Raw genomic sequence first — 1,122 nt, forward strand, 5'->3', positions numbered from 1 at the left:
CCCGCGACAATGGGGCGCCTGGGCGCCAGGCGGGGGGGGCGCCCCCTCCCCGGGGGGGGGGGGCGGGCGGGCCGCGCCGCCACCATCCCTGGGCGGCGCCTGCAATCGCTGGAGGGGCGGCTGGGGGTAAGGCTGCTCCATCGCACGACGGGCAGCGTGTCGCTGACCGAAGCGGGCGCCGAATTCCTGGTGCGGGTGCGCGCCATCCTCGCCTCGGTCGACGAGGCCGAGGCGGCCGCATCGGCACATGCCGGCGGCGGCCCGCGCGGGCTGCTCAGGCTGGCGCTGCCCGGCACGTTCGGGCGCATGTGGATCGGGCCGCTGCTGCCTCTATTCCTCGCCGAATTTCCCGATGTCCGCATCGAGGCCGAATTCTCCAATCGCTTCACCGATCTGGTCGCCGAGAATTTTGACGTCGCCGTGCGGCTCGGCGCGCTGGAGGATTCGCGCCTGGTGGCGCGCAGGATCGCGACGCGGCGCCGGCTGCTCTGCGCCGCTCCAGCCTATCTCGCCCGAAGGGGCAGGCCGGAGACACCGCAGGCGCTGCTTGAACATTCCTGCCTGGGCTTCTCCGGCTTCCAGACCTTCCCGGCCTGGGAGATGACCAACCGCGAAGGCCGGCGCGTGCGCGTTGAAGTTTCCGGGCCGCTGGTCACCGACGATGCCGAGGTGCTGGTCGAGGCCGCCGTGCAAGGCGTCGGCCTGATGATGAGCACCGACTGGCTGGTCGGTCGCGAACTCGCCGACGGACGGCTGGTGCCTGTGCTGGAGGACTGGACGCTGGCCGACGAAGGCGCGGTCTATGTCGTCATGCCCTCGGTCAAGGGACAAGCCGCCAAAACCCGCGCCTTCGCCGACTGGATCGCCAAGCGCTTTTCACCGGAGCCGCCGTGGCGGGGCTGAACGAAAGTTAGCGCGAGGCACCCCCCTCTGCCCTGCCGGGCATCTCCCCCTCAAGGGGGGAGATTGGCAGCGTCGGCGTCGGCACTCATCTTGCACCGCTGAAAATTGGCGAAATCAGCAACGACATCTAACCTCCCCCCTTCAGGGGGGGGTGTCGGGCGGGACACAGGGGGGGCCGCCCCCGCGCGGCGGGGGTTGGCGGGCCGCCGGTAGGGCGCC

1 protein-coding gene is annotated in these 1,122 nt (G+C 71.4%); it reads left to right on the forward strand.

The genetic code is table 11. The features are described 5' to 3' along the window. The first annotated feature begins 9 nt into the window (after positions 1-9). Positions 10-903 (forward strand): LysR family transcriptional regulator, encoded by an 894-nt coding sequence (locus JT360_RS33130; protein WP_214477667.1) that lies wholly within the window; start codon positions 10-12, stop codon positions 901-903. Positions 904-1,122: the final 219 nt, after the last annotated feature.

Source organism: Mesorhizobium sp. dw_380 (genome assembly GCF_018588885.1).
Taxonomy (GTDB): Bacteria; Pseudomonadota; Alphaproteobacteria; order Rhizobiales; family Rhizobiaceae; genus Mesorhizobium.